Genomic DNA, 17448 nt, shown 5'->3' on the forward strand with positions numbered 1-17448 from the left:
CAGCTGGATGTGGCCATAGATTCGCTGCAGAAAGTGGAGAACCAGTTCAGTAAAACAGTAAATGCATATGTAACGGTACGTTATCCCTTCTTCAAATGGAAAGATTCCGCCTGGGCCGCCAGCGCCCCCCCGGTGAAGGTAAAGGACTTTGAAGACATCATACCGGAGAAAAGCCGCCGTAATGTGCTGGACAGGGCTGAACAGAATGTACGTGAAACCCAGAGCGCCCTTGAACAGCCTACCCAGGAGTTTGAAGATAAGCATAGTGTGATCCTGATGCACAAAGTGGAATGGCAGCGTAAATTCACTCTTGCCGCAGCGTGTATTGTTATGTTCCTGATTGGCGCCCCGCTGGGCTCCATTATCAGGAAAGGAGGGTTGGGTACCCCGCTGGTATTTGCCGTGATCTTTTTTGTGATTTTTAATGTATTTTTCATGATCGGTGAAAAGATGGCCAGAAGTGGCGTGATGTTCACCTGGTCGGGGATGTGGCTATCAAATATGGTATTACTCCCTATTGCAGGTTTCCTTATTGTTAAGGCTATGAATGATTCACAGCTTTTTAATAAAGAATACTATTTTCGCGTTATTCAAAAAGTAAAAAAGTTCTTACATAGATTTAAAAAGAAAGAAGTCCTTAAAGAGATTTAAGACTTAACAACCTACAATTAAAACCTACAAAATTGAAAACGCTGTTTACACTGTTCAGAAAGAACTCCTGGTTCTTCCTGCCCTTCCTGCTATGGCTAATAGTAGGTGGAGTAATGCTAACAACTTACAGTCAGCGGGACCTGTTTCTCAGTATAAACGGGGAACATTCCGACTGGGGGGATGTAATTGTTACCGGGCTAACCTACCTCGGTGATGGTATTATGTTTGGAATAGTGCTGTTCCTGATGCTGATTACCCAGCGGTTCAGGCTATTCTTTATCGGGCTGGCCGTATTGCTGCTGGTAACTATTATTGTGCAGGTGGCCAAACATTATTTTAATGCCCCGCGCCCCATCTCCTATTTTGGCGATGAAACGGCTACGCTGGTGCATACGGTAAAGTGGGTAAATGTACACAGCAGTTGCAGTTTCCCATCCGGTCACTCTGCTGCCGCCTTTGGTATGTTCAGCTTCCTGGCTGTTATCGGGCGCAATAAAAAGCTGGGATTATTGTTATTAATAATGGCGCTCTGCGCCGGCTACTCCCGCATTTACCTGGCGCAGCATTTTTTTGCCGATGTATATGTGGGTAGCATTGTGGGTACACTTAGTACCGTTATTGTATATGGACTTTTTAAATTCCGGGATACCACGTCGTCTCCGGAAGTATGTGCAGAGGCCCTGTTACAGGCCAATGCCACTACATAGCAAGGCATAGGGCGAACGGCCGGTAAGCGGGCCGTTCGTCATACAATTTTTTAAATACTTTCAATGAAATACCTATTGATCGCCCTGGTGGCCGCTTTACTATTTATACCTTTTTTAGGGGCTGTACATTTATTTGACTGGGATGAAATCAACTTTGCAGAAGCAGCCCGGGAAATGATAGTAAGCCATAACTACAGCCAGGTGCAGATCGATTTCCGTCCTTTCTGGGAAAAGCCACCCTTGTTCATATGGATGCAGGCTGCCAGCATGCACCTTTTCGGGATCAATGATTTTGCCGCCCGCTTCCCTAATGCCATCATCGGTATTGCCACCCTGATCAGTTTATTTGCTATTGGTAAAAAAACAGTGGATGAAAGATTCGGTTTCTGGTGGGCCCTGGTGTATGCAGGTTCCTGGTTGCCGCATTTCTATTTTAAATCCGGTATTATAGATCCTACTTTCAACTTTTTTATTTTCCTCGCCATCTACTTTGCCTATCGTATAGGATACAACAGCAAACCTTTCCGAATGGCCATTCTCAGTGGTTTGTTCCTGGGACTGGCGGTATTGACCAAAGGACCTGTGGCTATACTGGTGGCTTTGCTGTGCCTGCTGGTCTACTGGATCTGGAACAAAGGAAAGATCAGTATCCGGTTTTCCCATATAGGATTAATTGCCTTGTTTGCCTGCATCACCACCCTGCTCTGGTTCGGGTACGAAATTATTGCGCATGGCTGGTGGTTTGTAAATGAATTTGTGGCCTACCAGATCCGCCTGCTCACCACGGAAGATGCGGGTCATGGCGGTCCGTTCTTCTATCACTGGATCGTGTTACTGATCGGTTGCTTCCCTGCCAGCACTTTCCTTTTCACTTACCTGCAGAGCAGGAAAAAAACGATCTACTCCACTCCTGCCGCTACCGAGCTAAAAGACTTCAAGGTGTGGATGTGGGTGTTGTTCTGGGTAGTACTGATCCTTTTTTCCATCGTAAAAACAAAGATTGTACACTATTCCTCGCTTTGTTATTTTCCTTTGTCGTTCCTGGCCGCCTGGCAGGTATACCTGCTTTCCGAAGGTAAGCAGCGGCTGCGGGGCTGGAATACGGCACTGATACTGTTCATTGGGATAATACTGGGAATCGCGATCGCTGCGTTGCCGCTGGTAGGCGTGTACAAAAATATGCTGATCCCATACATCGGCGATAAGTTTGCCGTAGCCAATCTACAGGCCGATGTACCCTGGTCTGTATTGGAAGCCGGGTATGGCATAGGCTATATTATACTGGTGATAGCAAGCAGCGTACTGCTGCTGCGCAAACAGATCAGCAAAGGGCTGCTGTGCTTGTTTATCAGTACCATACTGGTGATACAGGTAACGGTGGTACACTTTGTACCCAAGGTAGAAGCTTATTCACAGCGGGCAGCGATCGATTACTTTATTTCCCTGCAGGGTAAAGACGTATATGTGAAAGCGTTATCCTACCATAGTTATGCCCAGCATTACTATTCAAGGGAGCAACCGCATGCCAATAAGAACTATTATAATGAAGACTGGCTGCTGAACGGAGCCATAGACAAACCGGCCTATTTCATTTGCCGTATTACCGACAGCGAGCCTTACCGGCATCATCCCAACCTGGAGGTGATCGGGGAAAAGAACGGGTTTGTGTTCCTGAAGCGGAAATGATCGCCTTCGGCGATGGAAATTGTCTTGGAGCAGGATTACGCTGATTATACTGATTAGCCTGATTTTAATTTTATGGATTAAAAAAGATTTACTGGAAGTATCTGTAAAGCTTAGGGGAGATACAGGCGTTATCCGCTTATATCTCCCCTAATCATTTTATAATCTCAAAATTAAAATCAGGCTAATCAGTAAAATCAGCGTAATCAGTGTTCCAAGACAATTTCCATCGCCGAAGGCGATCCACTACACTGCTGCCTTATAGCGTCTCTCTACTTCATCCCAGTTTACTGCATTCCAGAACGCCTCTATATATTCCGGGCGTTTGTTCTGATGCTTCAGGTAGTAGGCATGTTCCCAAACATCGAGCGCCAGGATGGGGGTGCCTTTATCTTTTACAATATTATGCATCAGCGGATTATCCTGGTTGGGGGTGTTAATGATAGCCAGTTTCTTCTCCGGGGTAACAATGAGCCATGCCCAGCCGGATCCAAAAACAGTTTTAGCAGCATCACTGAACTTGGTCTGGAATGTTTCCCAGCTACCAAAAGCGCCGGTGATAGCCGATTTCAGCTTATCGGAGGGCGTTTTTTTAGTAGGCGACAATAACGTCCAGAAGAGGGAGTGGTTATAATGTCCGCCACCATTGTTGCGCACCGCTTTGTCTTTATCCGTTACTTTATTCAGGATTTGTTCCAGCGACAGGGTTGCAAATGCGGTACCAGCGAGATTATCATTCAGATTTTTCACGTACGCGGCATGGTGCTTGTCGTGGTGAATTTCCATAGTAAGCTTATCGATATGGGGCTCGAGGGCATCATATCCGTAAGGCAACGCAGGAAGCACGAAGGGAGCTTTAGGATCGGCAAAGGCCGGCTGTCCGGATACAGAAGAAGTGGCCAGGCTGCTCAATGGCCCGCTCAGAACTGCGGCGCCGGCAAGGCTGGTAAGCTTGAGAAATTCTCTCTTATCCATGTTTTATTATTTAAATATATTATTGAGTAATAAAGATCGAGTCAGGTGGCAAAAAGCCGCAAATATTAAACCAAATCTTGCTGGTGGGAAGAGATGAAAAGTAATACTAAAGCTAAGGTAAAAGTATAAAAACAGGAATTTAATATCAAAATAAAGGAAAACTTTTACTTTGTTTTCACATTAAATTACTATTTTACCTTACATTCATATCTTGATTACAGTGATGAGTTGTAATTAATTGTGTGATGCCTGATATATTTATCCCGGGCCTGACAGGCAAACAAAGACCTGTTCATTAACCCGCCAATACGCCAACGTAATAACCGATCACATTTTAATTAAATTTTAAGCTAATACTAATACTAAGAGCAACAGGAATTGCTTTACACAACGATAATGATAATATAGCGTAATCCAGTGCAAGCAAACCTGGTCCAACCTCGATAAAGCAGGAAACATGATACAAGAGTACCTCAGGAAACAACAGGATGAGAGCAATGACTACAAGCCTGTTTTTTATGATCTGAAAGACGAAAAAGACCGTCAGTCCTTCGAAAGCCTTCTGAAAACCCGTCCGCATCTACGAATAAACGACCATATCGACTCTCAATTAAGGGAACTGATGAAAATCAGGAATCCTGCTAAGCGCCTGACTGCAGCTGAATACGAAGAAAAAGTACAGGCTTACCTTGGTGGGGTTTCCCCGGAAGAATTTGGGGTATGGGTGTACTATCCGTGGAACGGCCAGGTGGTACATATTGTGAATGAACCTGAATTTATTGAATTGCGGACCAGCAGGAACCAGCACAAGATCACAGCCGAAGAAATTGCTGTGTTGTCGAAGAAGAAGATTGGCATTGTAGGGTTATCCGTTGGGCAGTCGATTGCACTTACCCTGGTAATGGAGCGTATTTGCGGAGAGCTGAGGCTGGCCGATTTTGACCGGCTGGAGCTTACCAATATGAACAGGATCCGTTGCGGGATACACAACCTGCAGGTGCCCAAGGTGGTGATAGCCGCCCGTGAAATTGCAGAGCTGGACCCGTTTATCAAAGTAAAGATTTATGAAGACGGCATGACGGAAGCCAATATGGATGATTTCTTTACTGCCGGGGGCGTGTTGGATATTTTTGTGGAGGAATGTGATGGCGTGGATATTAAGATACTGAGCAGGATAAAGGCAAAATCCCTGAAGATCCCTGTTGTTATGGAAATGAACGACAGGGGGATGATAGATATTGAACGTTTTGATCTTGAGCCGGACAGGCCGCTTATGCATGGCCTGATACCGGAGGTGAATATTGACACCCTAAAGGGGCTGACTGATGCGGAGAAACTCCCGGTCTTCAGCCCTATGCTGGCCCTTGAAAATGCGTCGGCCAGGATGAAATACTCCCTGGGCGAGATTGGCAAAACTATTACCACCTGGCCTCAGCTCGCCTCTTCAGTTGTGCTGGGCGGAGCGCTGGTGGCTGATACATGCCGTCGTATCGCCCTGGATCAGTTAAAGAGTTCAGGCAGGTATTATGTTGATTTTGAGCAGTTGATTGTTTAACATACTTATGCCTTATATAAGCGCTATTCCGCAATGTCATGATTAATGTAAGGGTATTTAGGGCTCCGGATGATCCTGAGGCTTGCATGAGATTTTATACCGGTCACCTGAAATTGCTGGAAATTTATTTCGGCATAGCACAGGTCACCTCCGGTAACGCTGACTGGATGCAGCATGAGAATACAATAGTGATCATAGTGGAGGACGATACTCGTACCAAAACATATGGTGGGGCACGCGTGCAGCTTGCTGACGGCGTGCTCCCACTGCCCATTGAAACGGCGATAGGCAAATACGATCCAAAAATATATTCTTATGTAAAGAAAGGCAGTGCAGAGATCTGCGGGTTATGGAACTCCAAGGAAGTGGCTGGAATGGGCATCGGCAGCCAGGTACTCGTAAGAGTAGGTGTTGTGCTGAGCGCGCAGTTACCGATAGATACCTATCATGTATTGTGCGCACCTATTACTACACGCGTGGGGAAACGCGTGGGTTTTGTTATAGATGAATCGCTGGGCAACAAGGGTACCTTCTTTTACCCGAAAGACGACTTCCTGGCAACTGCGATGTTGATCGACGATTGTTTCGAACTGCCCCATGCCGATCCGAAAGAGAAACTACTGATTTCAGACCTGCGTGAAAACCCTATACAGTCTAAAATAGAAGTGGGGCCTAAGGGTTCCTACGAGGTAAACTACAACCTCCGGATTCCTACACATGTCCATTCCGCCCTGTAAGCAATTAAGGGAACAGTATTTCTGAAAAAACACATAAATTCAAGCCTGATAACAAATCTAATTCGTGATGCTGTATAAGATTGTAGGTTTATGGTCAATCTTTACCCTGATATCCCTGTTCCATGTAACGGCGCAACCTGTTGTATTTAAAAACAGTAAATCACTGCTACAGATAGGCGGCTACCTGGAGCTGTATACCGACAAGGCAGATACCCTCACCATCGCCTCCGCTCCCATGCAGTCTTTCAGGGTTTCCAAACAGGATGTGCCTAACCTGCAGATCACTCCATATACACAGTGGGCGAGATTTTCCATCAACAACCAATCGAAAGCGGAGAAACTGCTGCTGGAGGTAGAATACCCGATTATTGATGACATCACGCTGTATGAACTGATGCCCGATGGCACCATTAAACAAACCCGGCTGGGAGAATTCACCGCCTATAAGAACCGGGGATATGATCATCAGAATTACCAGTTTCCCTTCCGGCTCCTGCCTGGTGAAACACGGCAGTTTTACCTGAAAGTAAAGGCCGGAGAACAGCTGCAGCTGCCCATTTACCTGGGTACGCCGGAAAGCGTTTATGAAAAAAACAACAAACGGGAGCTCATTTTTGGTATATACGTGGGCGTTATCCTGGCGATGGCCTTTTATAATCTCTTTATTTTTATATCCACGCGCGACAACAGCTATCTTATTTACGTAAGCTACATTATTTGCGTAGGGCTTACACAGGTAACGCTGCAGGGGTATTCCTTCCGTTTCCTCTATCCCAACAATACATGGCTGGCTACACATGCCACTGTACTGGTACCGATATTCAACGGGATTACCGCACTCACGTTTATCCAGAAGTTCCTGTCCACCAGGGTGAATTACCTGCTTGGGCACAGGCTGATGAATGTAGTGAATATACTGTACCTGCTTTGCCTGATCCCTACTTTCCTGAACATGTACACCTTTGCGCAGATATTTGTGCAGCTGGATGCTTTCCTGGCGTCGACGATGGCTTTTGTTGTTGCCTGGCGCATCAGCCTGAAAGGAGTGAAAGACGCCCGTTATTTCCTGTTGGCATGGTCTGTATTCCTGAGCAGCGTATTCATTTTCGTATTGCGCAATTTCAATGTGCTGCCCTATAATAACTTTACCTACTACGCGCTGCAGATAGGTTCTGGTATAGAAGTACTGTTGCTGTCGTTTGCGCTGGCACATAAGATCAATGTGTTTAAAGCGGAAAAAGAAGCATCACAGCAGATGGCGCTGGCTATATCGCAGGAAAACGAAAGACTGGTAAGGGAACAGAACATCATCCTGGAAAGTAAGGTAAAAGACAGGACCGAAGACCTGCAGGCGACCAACCTGGAACTGAATACCGCATTAACAAACCTCAAGGATGCCCAGACCCGGCTGGTAGAGAAAGAGAAAATGGCATCGCTTGGTCAGCTCACGGCTGGTATTGCCCATGAGATCAACAACCCGATCAACTTTGTTACTTCCAATATCAAACCGTTGAAACTGGATATTGCCGATCTGAAAGAATTGTTGAACCGTTATGACGAATTACCGGCAAGTACCGATATATCCAGGTCGCTTGCGGATATTGCAGCGTTCAAAAAAGAAATTGACATTGATTATATTCATGAAGAAATTTCCTCCCTTATTAAGGGCATAGAAGACGGCGCTACCCGTACAGCGGAAATAGTGAAAGGGCTGCGTACTTTCAGCCGGCTGGATGAGAGCGAGGTGAAATCCATCGACATCCACGAAGGGCTGGACTCCACGCTGGTATTACTTCGCAATGCCATTCCTCCTTATGTGAACATTGTAAAAGAATATGCGGAGCTGCCAAAAATTGAGTGCTATGCCGGTAAAATAAACCAGGTGTTCATGAATATTTTCAGCAACGCCCTGAATGCGATCAAATCCAAGAAAGAGCACAACAACGAATTCATCTCCATAAAAACAAAACAGGAAAATAATTTCGTTGTTATCACCATCAAAGACACCGGCATCGGTATGTCGGAAACTGTGCGGGAAAAGATCTTCGATCCTTTCTTCACCACCAAGGATGTAGGGGAAGGCACCGGGCTGGGCTTATCTATTGTATTCAGTATCATTGAGAAGCATAAAGGCAGGATTATCGTGCATTCGGCCCCTGGCGAAGGAGCGGAATTTATTATATATTTACCTCTTAATATCGCAAATCATTTATCGTAATTAACCGTAAGGTCTTTTAATGAAAGAAAACCGCATAAGAATATTATACATAGATGATGAGATTCATAACCTGAATGCGTTCAAAGCGAGCTTCCGCAGAAGTTATGAGATTTATACGGCTACTTCAGCGCAGGAAGGTAAACTGCTGCTGAAAGAGATCATGGTGCATATTATCATTGCCGATCAGAAGATGCCAGTAGCTACCGGTGTGGAATTCTTCAATGAAATAAAAGATACGCTGCCCGACCCGATGCGTATCCTGCTGACCGGTTATACGGATGTGGAAGATATTATAGACGCCATTAACAAGGGGCATATCTATTCCTATATTAAAAAGCCCTGGGATGAGCATGAGCTGCATAAAACCATCAACAATGCCTACGAAATATACCGTACACGCAAGCAACTGCGGGAAAAGATTGAAGAGCTGGAAAAAACGAATGATGAACTGAACCGTTTCATTTATTCCACTTCCCATGACCTGCGTTCCCCGCTGATGTCTGTACTGGGTATAATCAATTTATCCAGGCTGGATAATTCGATAGTGGACCCCAACGGTTATATGAATATGGTAGAAGCCTGTGTATTAAAGCTGGATGATTTTATCCAGAAGATCATTGAGTACTACCGCAACTCCCGGCTGGAAGTGGAATATGAAAGGATAGATTTCAATACACTGCTGAATGACTGCATCACTGCGTTTAAACCGCAGAATACCCAGATCCTTTTTCAGACCAATGTAGACCAGGCAGTGGATTTCAGGGGCGATACCTTCAGGATCAGTGTTATTTTAAACAATCTTATTTCAAATGCTGTTAAGTACCAGAAGCCGGAGGAGACCAACCCGATGGTTAACCTGTCTGTTAAAGTAGAACCGCATAAAGCCACCATCTGCATACGTGATAATGGTATCGGAATTTTAAGCGAGCATCTCAATAATATTTTCAAGATGTTCTTCCGTTCCAAAAATAATAATAAACCTGGTAGTGGTATTGGCTTGTATATTGTTAAGGAAGCGCTTAGTAAAATAGGCGGTACCATTAACGTAGAGTCCAAATATGGCGAAGGCACCCAATTTGAAATTACCATCCCTAACAGAAATGAATTCGATACCTGACCTGCGAGTCATATTGATTGATGACAATGAGATTGATTTATTGCTGCATGAAAAGTTGATCGGATTTCAACAAATCAGCAGAACGGTGATATCATTTGCCAATGCCAATAAGGCACTGGAATTCCTGTCTTCCAACATTGCGTTGCCCAAAATTCCGCCCACCGTTATCCTGCTGGATATCCAGATGCCTGAAATGGACGGCTTTGAATTCCTGCAGGCCTTTGACACCTATCCACAAAAAATCAAATCGCAATGTCATATCGTGATGGTGTCCTCTTCGCTGGATTATGGGGACATTACCCGCACCAACGCGAATCCGATGGTGGTTAAATTATTACGGAAACCTTTACTGCTAAAGGATTTAAAAGAAACCGTGGAAGGAATTTTCAAAGATTTTCTATAAAATGTTGGTGTTTTCAGGAAAAAATATATTTTTGCATCCCGAACAACAATAAACGGGGGATTAGCTCATCTGGTAGAGCGCAAGCATGGCATGTTTGAGGTGAACGGTTCGAGCCCGTTATCCTCCACCCGTAAAGCCTGGCACTCAGTGCCGGGCTTTTTTTATGCCCGGTTCATACCAATGCCTCGCTTATTTCGGCAGGCAGGGTCCTGGGCTGTTTCAGGGGCAATACAATAATAAAGGTGGCCCCCTCTCCTTCCCTGCTCCTGGCGGTAATAAGCCCGCCGTGCTTGTCAATTACCTTTTTGGCGATAGCCAGCCCGATGCCCGTGCCTTCATAGAGATCGGAAGTGTGGAGGCGCTGGAAGATGGTAAATATTTTAGAGAGATATTTTTCATTGAACCCGATACCATTATCGCGGATAATGATACGGCAGTATTGCCCCCCTGCGAAGGCCGCACTATCGGGATTCAGATCGGTGACCGTATCAGCGGAAATATTTATTTCGGGAGGAACGTCTTTGCGGGAAAATTTCAATGCGTTGCTGATGATGTTTTGAAATACCTGGCGTATTTGCCCCGGAACCGCTTCAATCTGAGGTATTTTCTCCACAGTGATGACCGCATTGCGTTCCACGATCATCAACTCCAGGTCTACCAGGATCTCCCCGATAATTTTATTGAAGTCGGTAACTTCGTTTATGCTTGCCACGGATAAACGTGAATAGCTTAGCAGGTCGTTAATAAGCCTTGCCATGCGTTCTGACGAGCCAACAATCCTTTCCATATAAGAGAGGGCGTTAGGGTCTGTTTGCAGGAACCGGTCCCTTAAAATGGCTCCGAAAAGCTGAATTTTACGCAGGGGTTCTTTCAGGTCATGGGAAGCTACGGAGGCAAACTGCTGCAGATCATGGTTACTGGCTTCCAGGGATTTATTGATCTCTCTCAGCTCTTCTGTTCTTTCCCTTACTTTCTGTTCCAGCATATCATTCACCTGTTGCTGGTGTGCAATCAACGCTTCCTGTGCAAGCTTTCTTACTTCTACTTCTTCCTTGAGCGACTGGTGCATCTGCTTCAGCTCCTGGGATTGCTGGTAAAGGCGGGAAAACGTTTTTACCTTCATCAGGAGAATATCCGGATCAACGGGTTTGGTAATGTAATCAATGCCACCGGAGTCATATCCTTTTACTATAAACCGTTTGTCTTTATTTACGGCCGAGAGGAATATGATGGGAATATCTTTGGCTTTGCTGTGACCAGACAGCGCTTCGGCTACTTCAAAGCCGTCCATGCTGGGCATCTGTACATCCAGGATAATAAGCGTATAGTTGTGCTTCAATATTTTTTTTAACGCTTCCTCACCAGACAACGCAGTATCTACCTCGAACTGGTAAAGTTCCAGGGTTTTCCTGATAGACAATATATTCTCCGGCTTATCATCTACAATTAAGATCATACAATATACTCGTTAAAACCAGCGGGCAATGCAGGGATACTGTCCTCTGTATTTTTACAATGGCCTTTCAATAATCATACCCCTGCCATCCGGTTAATGAAGGCCGCCATTTCATGGGGCTGCAGGATAACATCGACAGGAGCATGCAGAATAGCCTGTTTGGGCATATAATCCACCTCCGCGCTGGCCGGGTCCTGCACGGCGGTGGTTCCGCCGGCGTTATGTACATCTATGAGACCTTCCGTACCATCGATATTGGCGCCGGAAAGCAGTAATGCAGTCATGCTGCTTCCATAGGCCAGCGCTGCAGATGTAAAGGTAACATCTATGCTCGGCCGGCTGAAATTCACTTTCTCCGAATCGTCCAGGGAAAGGGTATGGTCTGTTTCTATCAGCAGGTGGTAATCTGCCGGTGCAATGTAAACGGTGGCTGGCTGCAGGGGCTCCTTTTCCGCCGCTTCCACTACAGGCAAGCCGCATCTGGCGGATAACAGTTCTGTTAATAAAGATTCATAGTGGCTTTGACGATGTAAAACAATCAGGATGGCTGCCGGAATCGAGACAGCAAGCCCCGGGAGCAGTGTTAAAATGGGTTGCAACCCACCGGCTGAACCACCTATTACAAATAAATACGGTGCTGTGCTCATAGGCTACCTGTTTGGTTATTACAATTGCACCTTCCGCCAGATCTTCTCCCTGCTTTCCAGTTGCCGGAACCTGCTGGTTACACTGGTGAAGTTAAGGGTTTCTTTACTTCCCAGCGCCAGGAAACCCAATTGCTCCAGGCTGTCGCTGAACAGCGTGAGCACCCTGTCCTGTAACTTCTTATTAAAATAGATCAACACGTTGCGGCATATGATCAGCTGAAATTCGTTAAAGGAGCCATCTGTTACCAGGTTATGCGGGGAGAAGATGATCTTCCTGCCGAGATCTTCGCGGAACTTTGCATATTCATAGTTAGCCGTATAATACGATGAGAAATCCTCCCGGCCGCCCGCTTCTATATAGTTGCGGGAATATTGCTGCATCTGTGAAAGCCGGAACATTCCCTTACGGCCCTTCTCCAGCACGCCGGCATTAATATCTGTTGCATAGATCACCGCCTTGTGCAGCAGCTTTGCTTCGTGAAGCAGGATGGCAAAAGAGTATACTTCCTCCCCCGTAGAACAGCCGGCGTGCCATACGCGGATAGAAGGATAAGTGGCCAGCACCGGCAATACCTGGGTACGCAATGCCTGGTAGAAGGAAGGATCACGGAACATTTCCGTTACATTTACTGTGATCTCTTCTACAAAACGTAATGCGTATGCCGGGTCGGAAATAATACGGTAGCGGTATTCAGCAAAGCTGGGGAAACGATCGGCCAGGTACAGGTGATTTACCCGCCGGTTAATAGAGGCGGGGGCGTACTCTGTAAAATCGTATCCATATCTTTCAAGTACGTCATTCAACAACAGGGATACTTCCTGTTCACTTACCGGGTTCCTGCTCACATTTATACTGATAAATATTGCTGTAGCTGTAACAATAATTCATCTACATCAATCGGTTTTGAAATATAATTATCGGCGCCTGCTTCCAGGCATTTTTCACGATCTCCTACCATTGCCTTTGCTGTTACGGCAATCAGCGGAAGTTGCCTGTTCCCGGGCATTGCGCGGATAGCGGCAATGGTTTCATATCCGTCCATATCGGGCATCATAATATCCATCAATACAGCGCCTACCGAATGAGCTGCCGACAGGAGCCGTATTGCTTCCGCACCGGTGCCCACAGCCATTGCCGGGATATTCCTGGACCGCAGCACCGCTTTTAATGCAAAGATATTGCGGGCATCATCATCTACAATTAATACCAGTTTCTGTTCCATCATATTATTTCATGGATTTATCGTATAGCCATACCCGTAATAACGACAATAGCTGGTCCACATCTACAGGTTTGGAGATATAATCGGAGGCGCCTGCCTGCAAACATTTCTCCCGGTCGCCCATCATTGCTTTTGCCGTTACGGCAATTACCGGTAATGTTCTCAGCCCCGGTTGTTTCCTGATAGCGGCAATCGCATCATATCCATCCATTTCAGGCATCATCATATCCATCAGCACTATGTCTACCCGGTGCTCTTTCAGCTGCTCCAGCGCTTCTTTACCATCAATGGCCGACAACACTTTCATCTGGTGTTTTTCCAGCGCTTTTGTAAGGGAGAAAATATTCCGTACATCATCATCTGCCACCAGCACTGTTTTATCTTTCAGCACTTCATTCAGCATGCCCATTTTCCCGTTCCCGGTCTGCGCCGCAGGCGCATTTTCCGATACCAGGTGCAGGAACAGCGATACCTCATCCAGCATACGCTGATAGGAATGAGCTGTTTTTACCACAATGGAATCCGCATACTGCCTGATACGCTGTTCTTCTGCCTGTGATAAACTTTTACCGGTAAAAATGATAATGGGAAGATTTTCCAGTCCTTTTATTTCCTTCACCATTTCCAGCGCTTCGTAAGCCCGCTGATCAGGAATGCCCATATCGAGGATCACACAATCAACGTCCTGCTGCTGCAACAGCGATACCCCGTCTTCCACATTATTGCTGATCTCTGAATTTACCTGGTAGTTACTGAGGAAATAAGCCAGGGCTTTTGCATGTTTGGCATTTTCTTCCAGGATCAATACTTTCTTGGTAGAGCGCTGTAATACAAATTCCATCTTCTCAAAAATCAATTGCATGCTCTGCGGGTCTACCGGCTTGCTGATAAAGTCGACCGCGCCTTTCAGGAGGCTTTCTTTTTTTGCTTCCATGGAAGACATAATATGCACTGGTATCGGCCTGGTGGCCGGATCATTTTTCAATTCTTCCATCACCTGCCAGCCATCTTTTATTGGCAGCTGGATATCCAGCAGGATACCAATAGGCTTATAAATACGCGCCAGTTCGGCCGCTTCATCGCCACGAACAGATACAATTCCTTTGTACCCCCTTGCATGTGTAAAATCAAGCAAAGCCTTTGCAAAATGGGTATCATCTTCCACGATAAGGATCACCGGATCACCGGTTTCGATGAGGCCACGGTCATCGTACACATCTTCCGGCACCGTAGGCGAAAGGAATCTTTTCTTCTGTGCAGCTTCCTGGTCTTCAACTACCGGCGACGGCAGTACGAAAGGCTGCTCTGCCGTTGCTGTCGCCTTACGCAGTATGGGAACGGTGAAGATGAATTCACTTCCTTCATTGATGTTGCTGTTCACGGTGATCTGCCCACCGAGCAGCTTGGCCAGTTCCCGGCTGATAGAGAGTCCCAGGCCTGTGCCTCCATATTTTCTCCGGGTAGATCCGTCTGCCTGCTGGAAGGCTTCGAAAATCACCTGTTGTTTTTCTGCCGGGATACCAATACCGGTATCTTTTACGGCAAAGCGGATGGTCTGCAGGTTTTCGCCCTCCAGAATATCCAGTCGCACAAATCCTTTCGCAGTAAACTTCAGGGCATTGGACAACAGGTTTTTGAGTATCTGTTCCAGTCTTACCTGATCTGTTTCAATAGTAGCCGGTACGCCGGCATCCTTATGTACCTGCAGTTGCAGGCCTTTTTCTTTTGCTATAGGCTCAAACAGCGCCTGCATATTGGAGCAGATATCTGCAATGGACACCTGGGTAAATTCCAGTTCCATTTTACCGGATTCAATTTTCGAGAGATCCAGTATTTCATCGATCAGGGTGAGCAGGCCTTTACCCGAACTATTGATCACCTGCGCGTATTCCACCTGGTCGCCATTGAGATTGGCGTCGTGATTTTCAGAAAGCAGCCTTGATAACAACAGGATAGAGTTCAGCGGGGTGCGCAGCTCATGCGACATATTAGCCAGGAACTCTGATTTGTAGCGGGTACTGAGCGCCAGTTCTTCTGCTTTTTTATGTATATCCAGGTTGCGTTCTACGATGATCTGGTTTTTCTCTTCCAGGAGGCGGCTTCTTTCTTCCAGTTCCGCATTCGACTGCATCAGTTCTTCCTGTTGCACTTTCAGTTCTTCTTCTGATACCTGCAGCTTTTGGGTTTGCGCTTCCAGTTCTACATTAAGACTTTCCAGTTCGCTGTGTTGCGTTTGCAATTCCTCTGCCTGGGCCTGGGTTTCTTCCAGCAGTTCCTGTAAGCGTGCGCGGCTCCTGGTGCTTTGCAGGGCGATGGCAATATTCACTGCCGCCTGTTTGGCAAAATCGATCACCTGTTCTTTAAAAGGGAACAGGGAGCCTATTTCTATCACGCCTTCCACGATACCTGCATGTGTGAGCGGAATGATGAGCACATAACCCGGCTGCGCAGAAGCTGCGGCGCCGGCAATGTGCAGGAAATTATCCGGCGCTTCTGTAAGATATAACGGTTCCTTCTGCGATACACTTTGCCCCAGTAAGGTTTTTCCCACTTCGATAACCTGGGGGGCCGGATGCGCAGGCGATAATGCATATTCAGCAGATAAATGCAGTTCACCCGAATGCCTGATGTACAGCACGCCTGTTTGTGCCCCGGTGTATTGTACCACATCCATTAAGGCATCTTTGCTGAGCGCATTCATATCTTTTTCACTGAGCAGGGTTTCACTCACACGGTTAAGCCCGGTTTGGACCCACATTTTCTGTTCCGCATTGGAGCGGAATGCTTTCAGATCGGCGGCCATCTGTACCACGGCATTACCAAGAATATCATCTTCACTGCGTGGCTTCACATCTATATTAAAATTCCCTTTTCCTATGCTGTCTGCCGCAGAGGCCAGGTCCTGGTTGGTTTGATCAATCACATTAAAGGAACGCGCCAGGCTGCCGATGGCATCCTTTGTATGTAATTCCGGTGCGGCTCCCGGCACTCCCTTCGAAATCTTTACAGCAGCTGCCCGCAGCATTTCCAGGCTGTCGGTAATTCCCTTAATGGTATAGGAAATAAACACTACCACCAATACCACGATGCCCACCAATACCAGCAGGTAGCGGGTTTTCAGGTCATTCTCCTTTTGGGAGATAATTTTTGCATCCCGGCTTATTCTGTCCATTACAGAGCGTTGCAGTTGTTTCAGCTGATCTACCGCCAGAGAGGAATTATCCCACCAGGAATCTGCATTAAACAGGGTATCAATTTTCCGGGAGATGATAGTGCTCCTGATAAAATCGTTGGTAACGCTCATTTCATTGGAAGATTCCATTTTGAGGTAATCCTTTGAAACAGCCGGGGAGGCTTTATCTACCAGTTCTGCACGCAGGGCGGCATACATATCGGCATTGTTTTCCACGCGGGCGAAATCTTCCGGCCACACCTCCTTTTTCAGCATAAAATAATAAATATCCATACGGATCATTCCCTGGTAGGCAGCCATCTGCGCCAGCAGGTATTGTGCATTCATATCCTGCTGTATTCCTTTCAATACGGGAATATCCGGGGTATTGGTAGTAGCGAGGTCATTAAGACGGAAAATAAGATTGGAATAATAATCGAGCACTTCCCGTTGGGGCATGCTTTTATTATCAATATCTTTTCTTTTTTTGGGAAGCGTATTTAACAGGGAATATTCGAAGAAACGGCGATCGCTGGCCAACAGCCTGCCTTTCACGGCATCAATGGCAAGATCTGTTTTGGCGCGTTGTGTAAGCAGATCATTCAGGCTTCCGGTTTGCAATACATAATTCACACTGTTCCTGCGCTCCATATGAATTTCATCTGCCACTTTCATAATAGTGGTAGCGGTGGTAATTTTCTGTAACAGGTTATCGATGGTTGCTATATCTTCACTTTGCTTATTGAATACAGCGATGCCAAAATATACAAGACATGCCAGCGGTATTACAGCAACTAACATCAGTTTCCTTGGAAGCGGAAGCTGCATAAAAAATTTATTCATTTGCCTGAGCTTGTTTTAATTTTCATAGGGCACTGTTGTCCAAACGGTGTTGCACACCGGC

General features: G+C 46.2%; 14 protein-coding genes and 1 tRNA gene. 9 read left to right on the forward strand and 6 right to left on the reverse strand.

Annotation, left to right across the window (positions count from 1 at the left end; all coding sequences use genetic code 11):
* The 3 genes from VIM72_RS26320 to VIM72_RS26330 all read left to right on the forward strand — a co-directional run.
* Positions 1-651: LptF/LptG family permease (locus VIM72_RS26320; protein WP_332005802.1), on the forward strand; the 651-nt coding region annotated here is incomplete at its 5' end.
* 32 nt (positions 652-683) lie between these two features.
* Entirely contained in the window at positions 684-1358 is a 675-nt protein-coding gene (locus tag VIM72_RS26325) for a phosphatase PAP2 family protein (protein ID WP_332005803.1), read from the forward strand.
* A gap of 63 nt (positions 1359-1421) precedes the next feature.
* Positions 1422-3044 (forward strand): glycosyltransferase family 39 protein, encoded by a 1623-nt coding sequence (locus VIM72_RS26330; RefSeq protein WP_332005804.1) that lies wholly within the window; start codon positions 1422-1424, stop codon positions 3042-3044.
* Positions 3045-3287: 243 nt separating this feature from the next.
* Here VIM72_RS26330 and VIM72_RS26335 read toward each other — a convergent pair whose 3' ends face one another.
* The gene (locus VIM72_RS26335; protein WP_332005805.1) at positions 3288-4016 is read right to left on the reverse strand and encodes a superoxide dismutase; all 729 of its coding nucleotides are present in this window, start codon (positions 4014-4016) and stop codon (positions 3288-3290) included.
* A gap of 457 nt (positions 4017-4473) precedes the next feature.
* On the opposite strand from VIM72_RS26335, the gene VIM72_RS26340 reads away from it, so the two are divergent.
* From VIM72_RS26340 to VIM72_RS26365, 6 genes are all read left to right on the forward strand, one after another.
* Entirely contained in the window at positions 4474-5571 is a 1098-nt protein-coding gene (locus VIM72_RS26340; protein ID WP_332005806.1) for a ThiF family adenylyltransferase, read from the forward strand.
* An 86-nt stretch (positions 5572-5657) separates the two neighbouring features.
* On the forward strand, positions 5658-6308 hold the full coding sequence (locus tag VIM72_RS26345; protein WP_332005807.1) for a hypothetical protein: 651 nt from the start codon (positions 5658-5660) through the stop codon (positions 6306-6308).
* A gap of 67 nt (positions 6309-6375) precedes the next feature.
* The gene (locus tag VIM72_RS26350) at positions 6376-8526 is read left to right on the forward strand and encodes a sensor histidine kinase (RefSeq protein WP_332005808.1); all 2151 of its coding nucleotides are present in this window, start codon (positions 6376-6378) and stop codon (positions 8524-8526) included.
* A 19-nt stretch (positions 8527-8545) separates the two neighbouring features.
* Positions 8546-9643, forward strand: coding sequence for a hybrid sensor histidine kinase/response regulator (locus VIM72_RS26355; protein ID WP_332005809.1), 1098 nt, complete (start codon positions 8546-8548; stop codon positions 9641-9643).
* Complete coding sequence (locus VIM72_RS26360; RefSeq protein WP_332005810.1) at positions 9627-10046, forward strand: response regulator; 420 nt, start codon at positions 9627-9629, stop codon at positions 10044-10046. The genes VIM72_RS26355 and VIM72_RS26360 overlap by 17 nt, the downstream gene beginning before the upstream one ends.
* A 54-nt stretch (positions 10047-10100) precedes the next feature.
* Positions 10101-10173, forward strand: a tRNA-Ala gene (locus tag VIM72_RS26365).
* A 45-nt stretch (positions 10174-10218) separates the two neighbouring features.
* Here VIM72_RS26365 and VIM72_RS26370 read toward each other — a convergent pair.
* The 5 genes from VIM72_RS26370 to VIM72_RS26390 all read right to left on the reverse strand — a co-directional run bounded on the left by VIM72_RS26370 (position 10219) and on the right by VIM72_RS26390 (position 17387).
* Positions 10219-11502, reverse strand: coding sequence for a hybrid sensor histidine kinase/response regulator (locus VIM72_RS26370; protein WP_332005811.1), 1284 nt, complete (start codon positions 11500-11502; stop codon positions 10219-10221).
* 74 nt (positions 11503-11576) lie between these two features.
* Positions 11577-12149: a chemotaxis protein CheB gene (locus VIM72_RS26375; RefSeq protein ID WP_332005812.1), complete on the reverse strand. Its 573-nt coding sequence runs from the start codon at positions 12147-12149 to the stop codon at positions 11577-11579.
* Positions 12150-12167: 18 nt separating this feature from the next.
* Complete coding sequence (locus VIM72_RS26380) at positions 12168-12995, reverse strand: protein-glutamate O-methyltransferase CheR (protein WP_332005813.1); 828 nt, start codon at positions 12993-12995, stop codon at positions 12168-12170.
* Positions 12996-12997: 2 nt separating this feature from the next.
* A complete protein-coding gene (locus VIM72_RS26385; RefSeq protein ID WP_332005814.1) occupies positions 12998-13375 on the reverse strand; it encodes a response regulator in 378 nt (125 codons plus the stop codon).
* Position 13376: 1 nt separating this feature from the next.
* Positions 13377-17387: a response regulator gene (locus VIM72_RS26390; protein WP_332005815.1), complete on the reverse strand. Its 4011-nt coding sequence runs from the start codon at positions 17385-17387 to the stop codon at positions 13377-13379.
* Positions 17388-17448: the final 61 nt, after the last annotated feature.

The organism is Chitinophaga sp., from assembly GCF_036569185.1.
Classification (GTDB): domain Bacteria; phylum Bacteroidota; class Bacteroidia; order Chitinophagales; family Chitinophagaceae; genus Chitinophaga.

What these genes read in the sequence shown, in the direction of transcription:
- VIM72_RS26330 (WP_332005804.1), top strand. Translation starts at nt 1,422, where the DNA reads ATGAAATACCTATTGATCGCCCTGGTGGCCGCTTTACTATTTATACCT.
- VIM72_RS26335 (WP_332005805.1), bottom strand. Translation starts at nt 4,016, where the DNA reads ATGGATAAGAGAGAATTTCTCAAGCTTACCAGCCTTGCCGGCGCCGCA.
- VIM72_RS26340 (WP_332005806.1), top strand. Translation starts at nt 4,474, where the DNA reads ATGATACAAGAGTACCTCAGGAAACAACAGGATGAGAGCAATGACTAC.
- VIM72_RS26345 (WP_332005807.1), top strand. Translation starts at nt 5,658, where the DNA reads ATGAGATTTTATACCGGTCACCTGAAATTGCTGGAAATTTATTTCGGC.
- VIM72_RS26350 (WP_332005808.1), top strand. Translation starts at nt 6,376, where the DNA reads ATGCTGTATAAGATTGTAGGTTTATGGTCAATCTTTACCCTGATATCC.
- VIM72_RS26355 (WP_332005809.1), top strand. Translation starts at nt 8,546, where the DNA reads ATGAAAGAAAACCGCATAAGAATATTATACATAGATGATGAGATTCAT.
- VIM72_RS26360 (WP_332005810.1), top strand. Translation starts at nt 9,627, where the DNA reads ATGAATTCGATACCTGACCTGCGAGTCATATTGATTGATGACAATGAG.
- VIM72_RS26370 (WP_332005811.1), bottom strand. Translation starts at nt 11,502, where the DNA reads ATGATCTTAATTGTAGATGATAAGCCGGAGAATATATTGTCTATCAGG.
- VIM72_RS26375 (WP_332005812.1), bottom strand. Translation starts at nt 12,149, where the DNA reads ATGAGCACAGCACCGTATTTATTTGTAATAGGTGGTTCAGCCGGTGGG.
- VIM72_RS26385 (WP_332005814.1), bottom strand. Translation starts at nt 13,375, where the DNA reads ATGATGGAACAGAAACTGGTATTAATTGTAGATGATGATGCCCGCAAT.
- VIM72_RS26390 (WP_332005815.1), bottom strand. Translation starts at nt 17,387, where the DNA reads ATGAATAAATTTTTTATGCAGCTTCCGCTTCCAAGGAAACTGATGTTA.